This window comes from Saccharopolyspora antimicrobica (genome assembly GCF_003635025.1).
Classification (GTDB): domain Bacteria; phylum Actinomycetota; class Actinomycetes; order Mycobacteriales; family Pseudonocardiaceae; genus Saccharopolyspora; species Saccharopolyspora antimicrobica.
Genome location: NZ_RBXX01000002.1, coordinates 4971154 through 4988670 on the forward strand (window position 1 = coordinate 4971154; position 17517 = coordinate 4988670).

At 69.5% G+C, this 17517-nt stretch carries 17 protein-coding genes; 9 read left to right on the forward strand and 8 right to left on the reverse strand.

Features of this window, described 5'->3' with window-relative positions; translation table 11 throughout:
* Positions 1-121: 121 nt before the first annotated feature.
* The 3 genes from ATL45_RS23935 (at position 122) to ATL45_RS23945 (ending at position 3170) form a co-directional block, all read left to right on the forward strand.
* Positions 122-1342, forward strand: a complete 1221-nt coding sequence (locus ATL45_RS23935; RefSeq protein WP_093153842.1) for an MFS transporter — start codon at positions 122-124, stop codon at positions 1340-1342.
* Between the two features lie 109 nt (positions 1343-1451).
* On the forward strand, positions 1452-2279 hold the full coding sequence (locus tag ATL45_RS23940; protein WP_093153845.1) for an SAM-dependent methyltransferase: 828 nt from the start codon (positions 1452-1454) through the stop codon (positions 2277-2279).
* A 111-nt stretch (positions 2280-2390) separates the two neighbouring features.
* A complete protein-coding gene (locus tag ATL45_RS23945) occupies positions 2391-3170 on the forward strand; it encodes an enoyl-CoA hydratase (protein ID WP_093153847.1) in 780 nt (259 codons plus the stop codon).
* A gap of 32 nt (positions 3171-3202) precedes the next feature.
* On the opposite strand, the gene ATL45_RS23950 is transcribed toward ATL45_RS23945, so the two are convergent.
* The gene (locus tag ATL45_RS23950) at positions 3203-3952 is read right to left on the reverse strand and encodes an SWIM zinc finger family protein (protein ID WP_093153850.1); all 750 of its coding nucleotides are present in this window, start codon (positions 3950-3952) and stop codon (positions 3203-3205) included.
* Positions 3952-6645: a DEAD/DEAH box helicase gene (locus tag ATL45_RS23955; RefSeq protein ID WP_246025509.1), complete on the reverse strand. Its 2694-nt coding sequence runs from the start codon at positions 6643-6645 to the stop codon at positions 3952-3954. The genes ATL45_RS23950 and ATL45_RS23955 overlap by 1 nt, the downstream gene beginning before the upstream one ends.
* 578 nt (positions 6646-7223) lie before the next feature.
* Between ATL45_RS23955 and ATL45_RS23960 the strand changes: the two genes are divergently transcribed.
* On the forward strand, positions 7224-7406 hold the full coding sequence (locus ATL45_RS23960) for a hypothetical protein (protein WP_093153852.1): 183 nt from the start codon (positions 7224-7226) through the stop codon (positions 7404-7406).
* Between the two features lie 81 nt (positions 7407-7487).
* Here the strand turns inward: ATL45_RS23960 and ATL45_RS39030 are convergent, their stop codons facing one another.
* The 5 genes from ATL45_RS39030 to ATL45_RS23975 form a co-directional block, all read right to left on the reverse strand.
* Positions 7488-7658, reverse strand: a complete 171-nt coding sequence (locus ATL45_RS39030; RefSeq protein ID WP_170210114.1) for a hypothetical protein — start codon at positions 7656-7658, stop codon at positions 7488-7490.
* A 1-nt stretch (position 7659) separates the two neighbouring features.
* On the reverse strand, positions 7660-7968 hold the full coding sequence (locus ATL45_RS38490; protein ID WP_143121669.1) for a hypothetical protein: 309 nt from the start codon (positions 7966-7968) through the stop codon (positions 7660-7662).
* On the reverse strand, positions 7965-9167 hold the full coding sequence (locus ATL45_RS23965) for a serine hydrolase domain-containing protein (RefSeq protein WP_211841273.1): 1203 nt from the start codon (positions 9165-9167) through the stop codon (positions 7965-7967). Before ATL45_RS23965 ends, ATL45_RS38490 begins: the two co-directional genes overlap by 4 nt.
* A gap of 93 nt (positions 9168-9260) precedes the next feature.
* The gene (locus ATL45_RS23970) at positions 9261-9953 is read right to left on the reverse strand and encodes a response regulator transcription factor (RefSeq protein WP_093153856.1); all 693 of its coding nucleotides are present in this window, start codon (positions 9951-9953) and stop codon (positions 9261-9263) included.
* Positions 9944-11200, reverse strand: coding sequence for a sensor histidine kinase (locus ATL45_RS23975; protein ID WP_093153857.1), 1257 nt, complete (start codon positions 11198-11200; stop codon positions 9944-9946). Before ATL45_RS23975 ends, ATL45_RS23970 begins: the two co-directional genes overlap by 10 nt.
* Positions 11201-11381: 181 nt before the next feature.
* Between ATL45_RS23975 and ATL45_RS23980 the strand changes: the two genes are divergently transcribed.
* The 5 genes from ATL45_RS23980 to ATL45_RS24000 all read left to right on the forward strand — a co-directional run bounded on the left by ATL45_RS23980 (position 11382) and on the right by ATL45_RS24000 (position 16398).
* The gene (locus ATL45_RS23980; RefSeq protein WP_211841274.1) at positions 11382-11627 is read left to right on the forward strand and encodes a hypothetical protein; all 246 of its coding nucleotides are present in this window, start codon (positions 11382-11384) and stop codon (positions 11625-11627) included.
* The gene (locus tag ATL45_RS23985; protein ID WP_093153860.1) at positions 11624-12379 is read left to right on the forward strand and encodes an ABC transporter ATP-binding protein; all 756 of its coding nucleotides are present in this window, start codon (positions 11624-11626) and stop codon (positions 12377-12379) included. Before ATL45_RS23980 ends, ATL45_RS23985 begins: the two co-directional genes overlap by 4 nt.
* 3 nt (positions 12380-12382) lie before the next feature.
* Positions 12383-14908, forward strand: coding sequence for an FtsX-like permease family protein (locus ATL45_RS23990; RefSeq protein WP_093153863.1), 2526 nt, complete (start codon positions 12383-12385; stop codon positions 14906-14908).
* Positions 14909-15102: 194 nt separating this feature from the next.
* Positions 15103-16035, forward strand: a complete 933-nt coding sequence (locus tag ATL45_RS23995) for a CPBP family intramembrane glutamic endopeptidase (RefSeq protein ID WP_246025510.1) — start codon at positions 15103-15105, stop codon at positions 16033-16035.
* Positions 16036-16215: 180 nt separating this feature from the next.
* On the forward strand, positions 16216-16398 hold the full coding sequence (locus ATL45_RS24000) for a hypothetical protein (protein ID WP_093153868.1): 183 nt from the start codon (positions 16216-16218) through the stop codon (positions 16396-16398).
* A gap of 239 nt (positions 16399-16637) precedes the next feature.
* Here ATL45_RS24000 and ATL45_RS24005 read toward each other — a convergent pair whose 3' ends face one another.
* A complete protein-coding gene (locus tag ATL45_RS24005; protein ID WP_093153871.1) occupies positions 16638-17468 on the reverse strand; it encodes an alpha/beta fold hydrolase in 831 nt (276 codons plus the stop codon).
* Positions 17469-17517: the final 49 nt, after the last annotated feature.

Sequence of the window (17517 nt, forward strand, 5' to 3'; positions counted from 1 at the left end):
GCTCGAATCCGAGGACGGCTGTCCTTGCTTTCGGAATAGCTCTTTATCGATTCAGTTCGTCGTGTCCCCGAAACGCGGCGAACCGCCCGCCGACTTCCCAGCCTTCCCCGAGAGGAGAACTGTGCCCTTCGCGCTGGTCGCACTCGCCGTAGGCGCCTTCGGCATCGGCACCGCCGAGTTCGTGATGATGGGCGTCCTGCCGCAGGCCGCCGCCGAGCTCGGCGTTTCCATCCCCACCGCCGGGAACCTGATCTCCGGGTACGCCCTCGGCGTCGTGGTCGGAGCACCCGCGCTGACGCTGCTGGGTGCCCGCTTGTCGCGCAAGACCATGCTCGTCCTGACGATGAGCATGTTCACCGCGGGCAACGCGCTCTTCGCGCTGGCGCCCAGCGCCGGGGTGGGCGTGTTCTTCCGGTTCCTGACCGGCCTGCCGCACGGTGCGTTCTTCGGCGCCGGAGCGGTGGTGGCCGCCACCATGGCCGGGCCGGGCAACCGGGCCAAGGCCGTGTCGATGATGTTCATGGGGCTGACGCTGGCCAACGTCGTCGGCGTGCCGCTGGGCACGCTGCTCGGGCAGCAGTTCGGCTGGCGGGCCACCTTCGCCGTGGTCTCGGTGATCGGGGTGGCAGGCGTCGCCGCCATCGCCCGGCTGGTGCCGGACCAGGGCAGGCCGGTGGCCGGGCAGGCCGCCGTGCTCGAGCAGCTCGCCGCGTTCCGCTCGCCGCAGGTGTGGCTGGCGCTGGCCATCGTGACGTTCGGGCTCGGCGGCACCTTCGCCGTGCTGAGCTACCTGACGCCGATCCTCACCGACGTCTCCGGCTACTCGCCGACGGGCGTCACGCTGCTGCTGGCGCTGGCCGGGCTGGGCATGACCGCGGGCAACTTCCTGGGCGGCCGGATCGCGGACAAGGCCGTGATGCCCGGCGTCTACGCGGCGCTGGTCGGCGTGGCCGCGGTGCTGGGCCTGTTCACCTTCACCTCGGGCAACAAGGTGGCCGCGGCGGTGACGGTGTTCGCCATCGGAGCCGTCGGCTTCATGGTCGCGCCGATCATGCAGGCCCTGGTGATGGACAAGGCCGGTGGCGCGCCGTCGCTGGTGTCGGCGGCGCTGCAGTCCGCCTTCAACATCGCCAACTCCATCGGCGCCTACGCGGGCGGCCTGGTGATCGCGAGCGGCCTCGGCCTGCTGGCGCCGAACCTGGTGGGCGTGGCGCTGGCGGCGATCGGCATCGCCCTGGCCGCGACGCTGGGCACCATGGACCGCAAGAAGCGTCCGGAGGTCGCGCAACCCGAACCGGTCCCCGCCGTGGTGCGCCCGCTCCCGCAACCGGTCCCGGCCTGACGCCGCCTGCGAATCCCGGTCGCCGGACTCGCACGCGGTCGGCCACCAACGGTGGTCCGGACGGGCTACAGTGGTCCGGACCACAAGGTGATCAACCCTGGAGCCTCCCGTGGAATGGGCAGCCAAGAGGTCGGCCGAGCAGCGCCCGCCGGTCGACCTGCGCACGGATGTGCCGCACTCGGCGCGGATCTACGACTACCTGCTGGGTGGCCGGGACAACTTCGCCGCCGATCGCGACGCGGCGGGATCGATCACGGCCGACTGGCCGAACCTGCCGAAGTCGATGCGGGCGAACCGGGACTTCATGTGCCGGGTGACGCGATTCCTCGCCGAGCGGGGCTACCGCCAGTTCCTGGACATCGGAACGGGCCTGCCGACCTCGCCGAACCTGCACGAGGTGGCGCAGTCCGTCGATCCCGGCTCGCGGGTCCTCTACGTGGACAACGACCCGATCGTGCTGGTGCACGCCCGCGCGCTGCTGACCAGCACTCCGGAGGGCCGGACGGCCTACGTCGACGCGGACCTGCACCAGCCGGCGGCGATCCTCGAATCCGCCGAGTTCGCGGAGACCTTCGACCTGGACGAGCCGGTGGTGCTGAGCCTGCTGGCGATCGTGCACTTCATCCCGGACGACGACGAGGCGATCGAACTCGTGCGGCGGATGGTCGAACCGCTGCCGAGCGGCAGCGCGCTGGCGCTGTCGATGACCACCGAGATCAGCGCCCCGGACGAGGTCAGGCGGGGAGTGGCGGCCTACAACGCCAACGGCATCCCGCTCAAGTCCCGCACCAAGGCCGAGGTGGAGCGCTTCTTCGACGGCATGGACGTGCTGGATCCCGGTGTCGTGCTGGTCAACCACTGGCACCCGGACGCCGAAGCGCAGAAGGCCGCCGACGAGCACGTCCACATGTACGGCGCAGTCGCGGTCAAACCCTGACCCGGCTCGGGTGAACGTCGGATCGTTAGCGGGGCGAAGTTGGGTCTGTTCGTCGGGGGTTCGGGAGCCTAGGGTCGCTCCGCGAGGTACCCACCGGCGGACGGAGCGGCATTGAACGAGATCAGCAGCACCGAGCACGCGACCGGCTCCGTGGACGACCACGGCGTCGCCACGGTCACGATCCGCAACGCCAAGGCGCTGAACATCGTCAGCAGCGCGGTCGGCGCGGAGGTGACCGCGGCGATCGGCGAGCTGGCCGCTCGACCCGAGGTCCGGGCGCTCGTGCTGCGCGGCACCGGTGACCGCGCCTTCATCGGCGGGGCCGACATCACCGAGATGTCCACTTTGGACCGCCGTGGTGCGGAGGTGTTCATCGACGGGCTGCGCGCGCTGTGCCAGGCGGTCCGCGATTTCCCGGCGCCGGTGATCGCCCGCCTGCCCGGCTGGTGCCTCGGCGTCGGCGTGGAGGTGGCGGCGGCCTGCGACCTGCGGATCGGCAGCAGCACCGCGCGCTTCGGGATGCCGGAGGTCGCGGTCGGGATCCCGTCGGTGATCCACGCGGCGCTGCTGCCGAGGCTGATCGGCACCGGCCGCGCCGACTGGCTGATGCTCACCGCGGAGAACATCGACGCGCCGACCGCGCTGTCGTGGGGCCTGGTGCACGAGGTCGTCCCACCGGAGGAGCTCGACGCCGCGGTGGCCCGAACCGCCCGCCGGCTCGCGGAGTTCGGGCCGTCAGCGGTGCGGCAGCAGAAGAAGCTGCTGCGCTCCTGGGAGGAACTCCCGGTCGAGCAGTCGATCGCGGAGAGCGTCGCCGAGTTCGGCGCGGCCTTCGACACCGGCGAACCCCAGCGCTACATGACCGAGTTCCTCAACCGCAAGCGGTCGTGAGTGCGTAACAGTGTTCGAACACTGTTACGCACTCACGACCCTTCGGCGAGTTCCCAGGCTCGGACGCGGGCGCGCTGGGCGGCGGTGATCAGCTGCCGCCAGGCGCGCTCGTCGACGCCCGGGGCCCGGCCGAGCAGGTGCAGCGCTTCGGGTGTCCGCTCGTCGGGCCGCTGCGGGTGGACCTCGATGGCCGCGAGATCGCCGCGGGCGGTGAACAGCGCTGCCGGGTCCAGGTCCGGCGCGGAACGGGTGGCGCGGAGCTCGGCGAGCAGCCGGTCCCGGTCCCGGCCGCGCAGGCTGGTCAGCAGGAACGGGTCGGAGTCCAGCATCGGCGCCAGCACGTAGTGCACCGCTGCCGCGTGCGCGCACGGTTTGGCGCGGCTGGTGCAGGAGCAGGTGGAACCGAGCTCGCCGGTCTTCGGGAACAGCGACAGGTCCACCTCGCGCAGCGTGTCGTCGACGTCCTCGGGCAGTTCGCCCCGCAGCAGCGCGGCGGCGTGCCGGAGCTGCCCGGCCAGCGCCGCGACCGCGGTCCGCCACTCGGTGTCGGTGAACACCGGCAGCGTCAGCGTCACGGGGAGGGCCTTGTTGCGCGCGTGCACCTGGGCGCTGACCGTTCCCGGTGCGACGACGAGGTCGCGCACAGCTCCGTTGCGGGCCAGCAAACGCCCTTGCGGCAGGCGCGGGTTCGGGTAGGTGGCGCCGAGCGATTCCAGCGCGCGCCGCCAGCGCCGGCCCCACCAGGTGACGCCGAAGGCCGTTGCGTCCGATTTCTTCGACATCAGTCCTCCGTGGACAGTTCGACGAGTTCGCGCAGCGCGTCGTCGGTCAGCTCGGTCAGCCAGGACTCGCCGCTGCCGATCACCGAGTCCGCCAGCGCGCGCTTCTGCTCCAGCAGTTCGGCGATGCGCTCTTCGAGCGTTCCGTGCGCGACCAGCTTGTGCACGTGCACGCGGCTGGACTGGCCGATCCGGTGCGCGCGGTCGGTCGCCTGGTCCTCCACCGCCGGATTCCACCAGCGGTCGTAGTGCAGCACGTGCGTGGCGCGGGTCAGGTTCAGGCCGGTGCCACCGGCTTTGAGGCTGATGATGAGCACCGGCGCGGCCGTGTCGTCGTGCTGGAAGGCGTCCACCATCGCCTGCCGCCGCGCGGTGCTGAGTCCGCCGTGCAGGAAAGGCACCGCGGGCAGGCCCAGCTCGGCGGCCAGGTGCCCGGCCAGCAGCTCGCCCATCGCCCGGTACTGGGTGAACACCAGCGCCCGGTCCTCGGCGGCGACCGCTTCGGCCAGCATCTCGGTGGCGCGGGTGAGCTTGCCGGACCGGCCGGGCAGCGGGCCGGGTTCGCGGAGGAAGTGCGCCGGGTGGTTGCAGATCTGCTTGAGCGCGGTGAGCAGCTTCAGGATGCGGCCGCGCCGCCCGATCCCGGTGCCCAGGCCCGCGTCCAGCGTCTCGCGCACCGCCCGCCGGTACAGGGCGGCCTGCTCGTCGGTCAGCGCGCAGGTGACCACCGATTCGACCTTGGGCGGCAGGTCGGTGGCGACCTCGGACTTGCGGCGGCGCAGCAGGAACGGCGCGACGACGGAGCGGAGGCGGTGGGTGGCGTCGATGTCGTGCCACCGCTCGATCGAGACCGCGAAGCGCTCCTTGAAGCGGTGGAAGCCGCCCAGCAGGCCCGGGTTGGCGAAGTGCATGATCGACCACAGCTCGGCGAGCCGGTTCTCCACCGGCGTGCCGGTCAGCGCCACGCGGGCCCGGGCGCGCAACCGCCCGGCGGCCTGGGCGGTCCGACCGGCCTGGTTCTTGATCTGCTGTGCCTCGTCCAGCACCACCACGTCCCAGTCCACACTGGACAGCAGCGGGGCGTCGGAGCGCAGCAGGGGATAGGTCGTGATCACCACGGCGCCCGGCGCGAACGCGGCAGGATCGATCGGCCGCCGCGGGCCGTGGTGGCGCACCACCGCGAGCTTCGGCGCGAACCGGCGCAGCTCGCGCTGCCAGTTGTCCACCACCGAGGTCGGGCACACCACCAGCTGCGGCCGGTCCCCGGCGCGGCTCGCCAGCAGCGCGATGGTCTGCAGCGTCTTGCCCAGACCCATGTCATCGGCGAGCACCGCGCCGAAGCCCAGCTCGGCCATGCTCTGCAACCACGCGACGCCCCGCAGCTGGTAGTCGCGCAGCGCGGCGTCGACACCGGTCAGCCGTGGTTGCGCCGGTGGTTCGCCCAGCCGGTCCACCAGCGCCCGCAACCGGCCACCGGCGGAGACGGCGACCTCGCCGAACTCGGTGCTGCGCTTGCCTTCCAGCACGGCGGCCAGCGCTTCGGACTCCGGCAGCGCGTGCGCCGTCCCGAGCCGGGTGCGGACGTCCGCCGCTTCCCGGGCATCGACGCGGACCCAGCGGCCGCGCCAGCGCACCAGCGGGCGGCCCAGCGCGATCAGCTCGTCGAGCTCGTCGGCGCTGAGCACCTCGTCGCCGACCACGGCCTCCCACCGGAAGTCCTGGCCGTCCGCGGCGTGCAGGCGGGCCCGCAGCCGGCGCACTCCGGCCAGATCGGTCGGCACCTCGACGGCGATGCCCGCGGCGGCCAGCTCCGGCTGCCCGGTGGTCAGGAACTCCGCGGCCTGCCCGACGTCCAGCCGCGCCTCGGTGGGCCGCTGCTCGGACAGCGCGGCGTCCAGCGGCGGGAAGAGGCGCGCGGCTTCCGCCAGGCCCTGCACCAGCGCGTCCTGCGGCGGGCCGGGCAGATTCGACCAGACGTGCTCGGCCGGCACCGGCACCTCGTCGTCGGTGCGCAGGTGGAAGGTCAGCACCCAGGGGCTCTCATCCTCGGCCGGGACTTCCAACCGCAGTTCCAGGCCGGGCGACGGGCCGGACGGCAGCGCCCGGCCCCACTCCTTGAGCGCGGTCCCGTCGAGTTCAACGGCCGGATCCGGCCCGGTCAGCGCGGTGATCCAGGCGTTGTCGCTGGTGATCGCCACGCCTCGCGCGCATGCGTCCGCGACGGCGTCACCGAAGGCGGCCAGCATCTCCGACGCGCTCCACAGGCCACCATCGCGGCGCAACGCGTGCGCCGCCGGCGGCATCGCAGCGGCCAGCGCCGCGAACCGGTTGTCGTGCAGGTTCGCCAGCCGCCAGCGCGCCGCGCCGTCGCGCACGCCGGGCACCAGGTGCCCGGCGGTGACCTGCTCCAACGCCAGCTTCGCCGCCACGCTCCAGGCGATCAGCGAGTCGCCGGGCCGCTGCCACGCGGGCCAGCGGTCCGGCGACGGCATCTCGGCGAGCGGGGCGAGCGCGTCGGCGACGGGCACCACGACGGCGGGCACTTCCGCCGCGGCAACCGCGGCGTCGGCGGGCAGCACGGTGGCCAGCTCGTCCTCGTAGCCGTCCGGCAAGCCGAGATCCCGGGCCGCTTTCGCGGGATCGGCGGTGCCCCACAGCGCGAGTTCGGCGGCCGCGGGCCGGAACGTCGCCTGCAACCGATCCGGAACACCGGAAGGTCGAGCGGAAATGGTGATCCTCCGTCCAGCGGGCGTCGAAGAGCGCAAGACATCCCCGACAGCGATTTACCCGTGCCTCGAACAGTACCGGCAACAAACCGGGATTTCCACGATCCCAGCAATTTGACAAATAGCCGGGAATGGTGCCCAGGGGGAATTTGACTCTTTGCGGAGGCTTGCTATCTGGGGGATCTGACCTGCGATTTCGTTCTTTTTGGCGGCGAGGATCGCCATCTCTGATCGTGAGTTCGGCAATGTGATCCGCGCCCCGGATTCGCAAGTGCGGAAGGCAGGTCCAGCAGGGTTTGCCGCTCACCCCGCGCCGCTGCGGCCCGGGCGCTGCGGTCGAGTGCGGCGGGGCCCGGGGCTCCGGCGAAGTCGTCCTGGGTGGGGTCGTGCAGCACCAGCCCGGCCGGGCTTTGCCGAGGCCCTGCGGCGGGGTCCGGACCTGTTGCGGTTGAGGAAGTTTCGCGTGACGCCCGTTGGGGGCAATGAACGAGCGCGGGCGTTGATCTCCGGCAAGTTGGTGATCGCCCCCAACTCGTGAGGAGAAGTCGATGCACCGAGCCATCGCCCGTTTCGCCGCCGCAGCCGGGATCGCCGCAGCGGTGCTCACCGGGTCCTACGCCATCTCCGCCACCCAGGCCACCACGGAGAACCGCGCCGCCCAGACCTGCGGAGTCGGCCAGAACCTGAACGTCCTCGACGTCGGATTCAGCCTGGCGCCCAAGCTCTGCTGAGCGAAGTCCACTGTGGATTGCCGAGCCGCTGCTCCGGATCGGGGCGGCGGCTCCGCGTTGCACGGGTGCCAGGGCGTCGACTCAGCCGCGGCTGGTGCCGTCCGGCCACACGACGGTGACCGGGATGCCGCGCTCGCGCGCGGCCCGCACCACGTCGCCGGTGCCTCCGCGCCCGGCCGCCAGCGCTGCCTGGACGAGCGCGGCGCCGTCGGCGGTGAGGTTCAAGTGCCCGGTGATTCCGATGCGCGGCAACTCAGGCCCTTTCGTCGCAGGTGATCAGCCTTCGAACCGCGCCGCGCAAGCCCGCGATTCGCACGTGCGGGTTCGCCAACCGCCAGCACGCGGTGCTGCCGCGCACGTCGGGCACCAGGTGTCCAGCGGTGACGTGCTCCAAGGCCAGCTTCGCCGCCACGCTCCAGGCGATCAGTGCGTCCCAGGGGCGTTGCCACGCGGGCCAGCGGTCCGGGACGGCATCGCGGCGAGCGGGGCGAGCGCCCGTTCGCTGGCTGACCAGGTGATCCGGGCACGCACCGCGAACCGCCCCGGTCCTGCGGCAGGTCATGGTTGCGCGCAGAGAGCCGTGTCCAGAGCCTGCTCTACGTGTTGTGCGGCAGGAAGGCTCGTGGGAGCTCCGGTGACGACCACGGTGGCCGCGCGTCCGTCTTCGGTCGCCGCGTTGCGGCTGGTATAGCCGGGGGCGTCGCCGCCGTGGGTCCAGGCGGTGCCTCCGCAGCTCAGCTCGAAGGTAGCGATGCCGAGCCCGTAACGAGCGTTTCCGGTCGTGTCGAATTCAGGAGCGTCCACGATGGTCTGCATCTGTTCGAGCTGCTCCGGCTCGAGCAGCTCCCCATCGAGCAGCGCGGTGAGGAATCGGTTGAGGTCGCGGGGAGTACCGATCAGCTGTCCGGCAGCCCACCCCATTGACGGATCCATCTCGGTGACGTCGAGCTGGTTGCCGTTGGTGTCAGGGAAGTATCCGTGTGGGTGCTTTCCGCGCATGGTCTGCTCCCCGGCTGGGGGCCAGTAGGTTTCGCGCAGCCCGATGCGGTCGATGATCCGCCTGGTGATCTCTTCCCCGACGGGACGGCCGGTGACCTGCTGGATCAGCAGGCCGGCGACAATGTAGTTGGGATTGCTGTAGCTCCAGCCGGTGCCGGGAGCGAACAGGGCTTTCTTGGCCAAGGCGATATCGAGCAGCTGACGCGGTTCGAAAAAGGTGTGCTGCACGTCGGCGTAGTTCGTGGCGAGCTCGGCATCGTTATCGTCCAGTCCGCTGGTGTGCTGGAGGATCTGCCGCACGGTGATCTTCCGGCCGTCGATGCCGTCACCGCGCAGCAGGTTCGGCAGGTAGGTTTCGACCGGGGCATCGAGTTCGACTTTGCCCTCGCCGACCAGTTGCAGCACTACCGTGGCCACGAACGTCTTGGTGTTGCTGGCGATGCGCACTTGTCCGTTAACGGGCACCGGCTGCCCGGTGGCGACGTCGCCCACTCCCGCGATGTAATCGCGAACCTGCCCGTCGCGGCCCTGGACGGCGGCGAGCGCGCCAGGATAACCATCGTTGTGGACCAGTTGATCCAGGCTCGCCTGGATCGCGTCGGATCGATGCGGGGCGGTGCCTTCAACGGAAGAATCCTCGTCTGCGAAGAGGAAATCCTTATCTTCGCAGGCGCTGAGCCCGGCGATCAGCAGGGGAACACACAGGGTCAGCGCGGCCGTCCGCTGCTTGAAACGGCGCGGTCGGTTTCGCTGGTTGAACACGGAAATCCCCTTCCTACAGCGTGAGCGGCCAGCATGTCGGGATGGAGCAGGCCGATCGATCCCACGCGCGGGAATGCCCAAGTGCAGCCAACGCTACCGTCCCGACGGCGGCAACGACCTAGGCTTGTCGGGGCAGGCCTGGGTGTTTTCGAGATAGCGCAGGACCGCGGCGACCCGGCGGTCCGCGCGGTCGGTCGGTGCGAGGTCCAGCTTGGCGAAGATGTTGCGAATGTGCTTGTGGACGGCCCCGTTCGTGACGTAGAGCCGCTCTGCGATGGCGCCGTTGCCGAGGCCTTCGGCCATCAGCGCCAGCACGTCGCGTTCCCGCGAACTGAGGCGTTGCAGCCCGGCGTCGGACCGGGTCTTGGTCATGAACTGGGCGACGACTTCCGGATCGATGGCCGTACCACCACTCGCCACTCGGCGCAGCGCGTCCAGGAATTCCTCGACGCGCCCGACACGTTCCTTGAGCAAGTATCCTAGGCGGGTGGTGTCGCGGGCCAGGAGGTCCGTGGCGAAGGCTTGTTCGACGTAGGCCGACAGGACGAGCACGGCCAGGTCCGGCTGCCGTCGCCGGGCCTCGACGGCGGCGACGATGCCCTCGTTGGTATGCGTCGGGGGCATCCGAACATCCACAATGGCCACATCCGGTCGATGCACCTCAACCGCGGTCAGAAAGTCCTCTGGCGTGCTGGTGGTGGCCACGACGTCGAGCGACTCCGCGCGCAGCAGCAGCGACACACCTTCGCGCAGTAGCAGGTCGTCCTCGGCGATCACTATCCGCATGGCAGTCTCACAGTCAGGATCGTAGGGCCGCCGGTCGGGCTGACCAGCGAAAAGGTTCCGTCGACGGCTTCGATTCGGTGGCGTATGCCAGTGATCCCGGACCCGCTGCGCTCGTCGGCGCCGCCGCGTCCGTCGTCGATGATCTCCACCAACAGCTCGCCGTACCGGTAGCGGAGCCGAACTTCGGCCTGCTGGGCGTGGCTGTGCTTGGTGATGTTGGTCAGTGCCTCGGCCACCACGAAGTAGGCCGTTGCCTCGACGGATGCGGCGCACTGCCGGGGCAGGTCGGCGTCGATCCGGCAGTCCACCGGACAGGCCGCCGCCAGGGCGGTGAGTGCGTCGGGAAGGCTGCGGTCGGTCAATCCCGGCGGCAGGATGCTGCGCACCACCCGGCGCAACTCCTGGAGCGCTTCCTCGGCGGTGTCCTGGGCGCGGTCTAGGATGTCCTGAGTTTCGGACGGATTCCGGGACAGCGACCGACGAGATGCGCCGAGCAGGACGGTCACTGCGACGAGCCGGTTCTGCGCTCCGTCGTGCAGCGCACGTTCGATCCGCCGCAGTTCGGCGGCGTGCGCGTCCAGCGCGGCGGCTCGGGTCGCGGTCAGCTCCGCGACCCGGAGGGCGAGGTCGGCACCGGGTTCGGGGCTGAGCAGACGGCGTCCGGGCCACGCCTGAAGTCGGGCCGTGACGGGCAAGACGAGGAATACGACCACCAGCCAGCCCAAGCCCATCAAGCTCACCCAGAGGGCATCCTGCGTACTCCGGACGAGCACGAGCTCCAACGAGTCGGAGGCATCCTCTGGCGGCACCAGATGCCACCACAGCGGGAAGGTGCCGTTGGTGACCACGTACAGCGGTAGCGTCACGCCGACCAGGGCGAGCATCAGCCCGACACTGCCGTGACAGGCGACCCAACCCAGCTCACGGCGCACCGCGGGATCCTTCAAGGCGGTACCCAACCGGGGTGGCACCGACCCTGGACTGATGATCTCCGCGTCCCAGCGCGAAAGCCGCGCGCGCTCTCGATCGGCGATCAGGCGCACCATTCGCAACGTCCAGGGGGCCAGGCGAAAACCGACACCCACCAGGCACATCAGTGCGGTCACTGTGATCGCGAGCAATGCGCCAACAGCCAGGATCGCGGTGCCCAACCCGCCGATGAGGTGCTCGAACGCGTCCATGGTGACGCGCGCGCGGGCGGCCAGCTTCTGCGCACGGCCCAGCCCTGGGGGTTCGCGGGTCGACATCCGCCGCACCTCCTTGGTGAAGATCGAATGCTAGAACACCACGAGCGCGGTGCGCCGCTCCGGCATTCGGCACGAAAGTAGCGCCTGCTGTACCAGAACGGTCCAGCTTGCGGGGTCGTCCCGGCCGTCTTGCTGCCATAGGTTCGGCGAGTCTCGACAGGCCGTCGACCATGGAGCGCCCATGACCGACTCCGACCACAGCACGGAAGATTCCAAGAACGACCCTGCAACGCGGTCCATCAATGGCGGCTCCGGAAAGCTCCGTCCGCTGTTGTGGCTGGTACTGGTCATCAGCGTCGCCGGGAACCTGGTCGTCTCGGCCACGACCCTGGATGTCGGCGTTGGACTCGGATTCGGATTGCTTACCGCTGCCAGCGGCATCGGCCTGATCGTTCATCACTACCGGAATCGACGCCGTGGACCATGAGAACGGCAGCCGGCAGATCGCAAAGGACGAAGACGCTGTCCACCGTTGAACTGACGCAAGTCACCAAGAGCTATCCCAACGGCCCGCGGGCGCTCGACGAGGTGAGCCTGACCGTGCCGCGCGGCTCCTTCATCGCCGTGATGGGGCCGTCCGGATCGGGCAAGAGCACGTTGATGCACTGCGCCTCCGGCCTGGACATCCCGACCAGCGGACGTGTTGTCCTCGACGACACGGTCATCAGCGAGTTGAGCGAAACCCGACGCACTGAACTGCGTCGGAAACGCGTGGGTTTCATCTTCCAGTCCTACAACCTGCTGCCATCGCTGAGCATTGCCGACAACCTCACCTTGCCACTGCGGCTGGCCAACACCGCGCCGGACAAGGACTGGTTGCGCACGCTGATCGACCGCGTCGGTCTGGCCGACCGCCTCGCACACCGCCCGGCCGAGCTTTCCGGCGGGCAACAACAGCGGGCGGCCATCGTCAGGGCACTGGTGGCACGCCCGGCGGTCGTCTTCGCCGATGAACCAACAGGCGCACTGGACCTGCGCAGTGCTCGGGACGTACTCGACTTGCTCCGCGAAATGGTGCACAGCCTCGGGCAAACCGTTGTCATGGTCACCCACGATGCCGCCGCGGCCGCGCACGCCGACCTCGCACTGATCATGGCCGACGGGCGGATTGTCGACACCGTGCACGCACCCACCGCCGCCGACCTCGCCAGGCGAGTCACCGAACTCGAAACGGAGTAGACGATGCTGCGCCTGGCATTACCTGCAGCCCGCCACCGGATCGCCGCCCTACTGGCCATCGTGTGCGCCACGCTCGTCGGCGCGGCCCTCATCACCTGCATCGGGGTGATCGCCGAGTCCGGCCTGCGCTCGCACACTCCGGCCGAACGGCTCGTCGGCGCTGACATCGTCGTGTCGGCCGGCCAGTCCTACACGCCGGCCGGTGATCTGCCCATCGTGCTGCCGGAACGCGCTGGGGTGCCGTCCGACCTGACCGCTCGGCTGGCTCGGCTGCCCGGAGTCACGACCGCGATCGGTGACGTGAGCTTTCCCGCCGCGGTCATCGACGCCGAAGGCGTGGTGGTACCGGCGGAGGACCCGCGCACTGCCGGGCATGGCTGGTCCTCGACCTTCTTGTTGGATGCACCGCACGTCTCCGGTGCGGCTCCGGCCGGTCCTGGTGAGGTAGCCCTCGACGACGACCTCGCGACTGCGGCAGGTGTGTTGCCTGGTGACCGGGTCGTGATCAGCGCGGCCGGGCAGCAGGGCGACTATCGCGTCTCGGCTGTGATCACCACGCCACAGCAGGGTGGGGTCTTCTTCGCTGATCCCACCGCGGCGGAGCTTGCCGGTGGTAGCGGCACCGTCGACCTGGTAGCGCTGCGCACCGCGCCTGGCGCTACTGAATCGGTCGTTGACGAGGTGCAGGACTCCCTGGACGCGAGTGGGTTGCTGGTGTCCACCGGTTCGGCGATCGGTGACGTCGAGGATCTAGCCGCAACGACGGCCCAGTCCCTGCTCCCGCTGCTCGCGTTCTCGATGGCCGGAACCGTACTGCTGATCATCGGGTTCATCGTGGGTGGCGCATCTGCCGTGTCGGTCGGAGCCCAACGACAGGACCTCGCGCTGCTGCGCGCCATCGGGGCACTGCCCCGGCAGATTCGCAGATTCGCGGCCGCGCAGGCCACCATCGTCGCGCTTCCCAGCACGGCAGTTGGCCTCGCCGCCGGTTATCTACTGGCCGAGCAGTTCCGGCGGCTGCTCACCTCGATCGGTCTCATCCCGTCCACTTTGTCGCTGAGCATCAGCCCGTTGCCGGCGATCGGCGCGGGACTGCTCATGGTCGCCGTCGTGCAGGCGGCCGCCCGCTGTGCGGCGTGGCGAACGTCCCGCCTACCGGCTACCGAGGCGGTAACGGTGTCACGAAGCGAACCGCGTACTCCGTCGAAGTTCCGCACGTGGGCCGGGATCCTGCTAATCGTCGGTGCCACGGCGTTCTCGGTGACGCCGCTGTTGATCCGGTCGCAGCTCGCGGCCGCCACCACGGCGACCGCCGGGATCGTCGCGGTGGTCGGGCTCGCGCTGGTCGGCCCGGCTCTGGTCGGCTGGTTCAGCCGAGCTCTCGCGCGGAAACTGCCGGCGGGTGTCTCCGCGCCGAGCTGGCTCGCGGTGGCCAACGGCCGGGATTACGCGCTGCGGATGGCCGCAGCCAGCACCACCCTTGCCATGGCAGTGGTCTTCACGATTACCTACACCTTCACGCAGACAACCCTGATGGCGGCCACCGTCGGTGACGTGACCGAGAGCAACCGGGCGCAGATCAGCATTAGCGCCCCTGAGCTCGGTGGCGTACCTGATGATCTGGCCGCCGCCGTAGCGGCCGAACCCGGCGTGCAGGCCGCGGTCCCGGTCTCCAGCACCACGGTTCTGTGGCCCTATCAATTCGCTGGCGAAACCGAGGTCGAGAGCACCTCTGCGTTCGTCCTGACCGATGCCGCACCGGCGGTTCTCGATCTCGACCTGCGAGCCGGAGACCTCGCCGAGCTGACCGGCGACACCGTCGCCGTCGACGCCGGGGTAGCCGGATCGCGTGATGTGTCGGTGGGCAGCGAGATCAGCCTCATCCTCGGTGACGGTAGCGAGGTCAACGCTAGGGTCGTCGCCACCTACGCGCGTGGTCTCGGCTTTGGCCCCGTGGTGCTTTCCCGCGACCTCGTGGCCGGGCACGCCAGCACCGGACTGGACGACAGCATCCTGATCCGCACCGATGGCACAGACCTGACCAGGCAGAACCTCGCCGCCGTTACCGAATCCCGCCCTGGTCTGGTCCTCAATGATTCGGTTGCCGCACTCGGCGGTACGGTCGGCGTGAGCCCTGAGTTGTGGATGAACATCGCCGTACTGGCGGTGCTGCTCGGCTACCTCCTGCTCGGAATCACGAACAAGATGGTTGCCGCCACCGCCCAACGACGCAACGAACTCGCCACCCTGCGGCTGATCGGTGCCACCGCGCGGCAGATCCTGGCGATGATGCGGCGCGAAGCGGCACTGATCTGCGCGGTATCCGTGGCCGCCGGTCTACTGCTGTCGATTGTGCCCATCGTGTTGCTGTCCATCGGTTTCCTGGACCGACCATGGCCTGCGGGGCCAGCGTGGCTGCTACCGCTGATCGCGGTCGTGGTGGTGGTGATCACCTTCCTGGCCATCGAGCTGCCCACCCGGAGGTTGCTGTGCACACCCCCTGTCGAAGCTCGCACCCACCCGTCGTGAATCGGCCGTGGCGCTGTCTCTCGCGGAATTGTGGAGAATCCTCGCTTGACCGGCGAAGGTTTCGAACGACACCAGCCAGCTATACCTGTGATCCGGTAGCTGACGTTGCTGTGCCACCCGCTGGCAGCTTGTAGTTTCCAGTCCACCGGATCGGGTTCACCGAACGAAACATGAGAGATTCGAGGGGAAGTCCTGTGGTCAATCGTGTGCAAACCGGCCGCGTGGTCGGCTTGCGTTCGCTCATCGGTCGTTACCAGTTGACAAGCTTCTTCGTGCTGGCGCTCGGATTGAGCTGGATCGCCTGGACACCGTATGTGCTGTCCAAGAACGGCATCGGTGCGGAAGACTTCGAATTTCCCGAGGTCCTGGGCACATCGCAGTTCCTCGGCATGCTGCCCGGCGCCTATCTTGGCCCGATCTGCGCCGCATTCATCGTCACTGCCGTCGCGGGCGGGCGGCCTGGGCTACGTCGGTGGGCCGGGCGTTTGCTGAGGTGGCGGGTCAACTGGAAGTGGTATGTCCTAGCGGTCGTCGGTGTTCCGGTCGCTCTCATCATCGGCTCCATTCCGTTCGCCGGCTTGGAGAACATGGCCGTCCCGCCCGCGATGGTGCTGGTGTCCATTGTGCCCGGACTCGTTCTGCAGGTGCTCACGACCGGCATCGCCGAGGAACCCGGCTGGCGTGACTTCGCGCTGCCGCTGATGCAGCCGCGGTTCGGCCCGCTGCTCGGTACGGTCCTGCTCGGCGTGATCTGGGGCATCTGGCACCTGCCGCTGTTCCTGACGGAGTGGGGCGGTTACCCCAACGTCACGTGGGTGGATCCTGTCGAGTTCACCATTTCTTGCATTGCCATCAGCATCGTCATGACCTGGGTGTTCAACCGCACCGGCGAAAGCCTGCCGATCGCGTTGTTGTTGCACGGCAGCATCAACAACTTCTTCTCTATCGCGTGGGGTTTCATATTCCCCACCCTCGGTGATTCGCACCGGGCATCGGCTCACATCATCCTCGTCGTCTTCGGCGCAGCCGCCTGCGTGCTGCTCGTGACGACCCGAGGCAGGCTCGGATACAAGCCGTCGGACGTGGAAACCGACACGCCGGACGCGACGATGCGCGCCTCGGCGTGACCGGCCGACCACCGGGACAGTCGCCGCGAGCGCCTGACTCCGTGCTGCGGAGCTCGTTCGTCACGGATGCGTTGCAGGTGAGGAGGTTTCGCGTGACGCACGTTCGTGGCAACGAGCGCGCGCGAGCGTTGATCTCCGGCAAGTGTGGTGATCACACGCCAATTTCGTAAGGAGACGCCGATGCGCCGAACCCTTGCTCGCTTCGTGGCAGCCGTCGGGATCGCGGCCGCAGCTGTCGTGGGGGCACATGGCATCGCCAGCACCCAGAGCACTGTGGAGAACCTTGCCGCCCCGGGGTGCGGAGTCACCCAGGACGTGAACATCCTCGACATCGGGTTCAACGTGGGCCCTTCCCTCTGCTGACCGGGCGTTCGCGGTCGGGGTGAGCGGTGGTGTCGAGCTGGAGGCCTCCGAAGTGCTTGCGCGGTGCGGACGGGCACTTCGGAGGCCTCCGGTGCGCGGGGGTCCATTGTGGGCTGGTGGTGGAGTGGGTCCGGCGAGCGGCCGGGTGCGCAACATCGAACCGCAGGTGCGGGCGGGTACCGCGAGCATCGACCTTGCCCGAACGGGCTAACAGCACGTGGAACCGCCGTCGAATCCGGCTACCGATCGCCGTCGAAGAAGCGGATCAGTTCGGCCGCGGTGCCCTGCGGGTCGTCCTCGGCGATGAAGTGCCCGGCACCCGCAACGGTGGCCCGGCGGGCGCCGGGAATGGCGGCGGCGAGGCGATCGCCCACCTCCGGAGCGAGCCATTCGTCGTGCTCGCCCCACAGCACGAGCGTCGGCGCGGTGATCCAGTGGAGGTCGGCGACGGCCTCGCGGGTGTCCTCGAAGCCGATCGCCGCCACCTGGTCGATCCACCGCTGCTGCCCGTCCTCACCCGCCCACGGCGCGAGGTAGGCCGCCGCGGAGGCGTCGGACATGCGGTGCGCGGCAGTGCGGATGCGCGGGGCGATGATGTCGGCGAAGACGTGCTGCGGCATCGTCCGGTAGGCCTGCTCGTGGCGCTGCATGTGCTCGGTGAACGGTGTGTTCCACGGTCCGATGACCGCCGCGTCCAGCAGCGCCAGGTGGCGGGCGGGCACTCGCTCGACGAGGTGGGCCCGGATCACGGTGCCGCCGCCGATGTCGTGGCCGACGAGGCTGGGCGAGTCCAGGCCCCAGTGCTCGACGAGCTCGGCCAGCGTCCGCGCCTGCCGTGCGATGGACGGCGCGATCCCCGGATCGGGGCGGGAATCGCCGAACCCGAGCAGATCCCACACGTGCACCGCGAACCGCTCGGCCAGCAGCGGGACGACGTCGCGCCACAGGTAGGACCAGGCGGGCGTGCCGTGCACCAGGACCACGGGCGGGCCGTCGCCGAAGACGCCGGTGGCGACGTCGCCGCCGGACACGCGGACCCGCTGGTCGAGCCGCCAGTGCGTGGATCGCATCGAACCTCCCAGGTAAGGTGTTAAACAACGTTTCAGCGGTTACCGTAGC